Origin of the sequence: Mycobacterium sp. KBS0706 (assembly GCF_005938675.2) — a bacterium.
Lineage (GTDB): Bacteria > Pseudomonadota > Alphaproteobacteria > DSM-16000 > Inquilinaceae > Inquilinus.
On sequence record NZ_VCCH02000413.1, the window covers coordinates 1 to 299 of the forward strand.

At 64.9% G+C, this 299-nt stretch carries 1 protein-coding gene; it reads left to right on the forward strand.

From position 1 onward, the window contains the following. The coding region (locus tag FFK22_RS42510; protein ID WP_143957078.1) for a condensation domain-containing protein at nt 1-299 on the forward strand (299 nt) is incomplete at both ends.

The window sequence follows — 299 nt, forward strand, 5'->3', positions numbered from 1 at the left end:
ACTGGGACCTGTCGGCCTATGCGCATCAGGACCTGCCGTTCGAGCGCCTGGTCGAAGCCCTCAATCCCACGCGGTCGCTCGGACGCCATCCCCTGTTCCAGGTCATGCTCGCCTTCCAGAACACCGACCAGGCAGCTTTCGAATTTCCCGGGCTGGAGGTGACGGCGAGGACGGCGGAGACCGGGATGTCGCGGTTCGACCTCCTTTTCAACCTGTGGGAGCGGCTCGATCCGGAGGGCCGGGAGGCTGGGCTGGAAGGAATGCTGGAATACAGCACGGACCTGTTCGACCGGGAGACG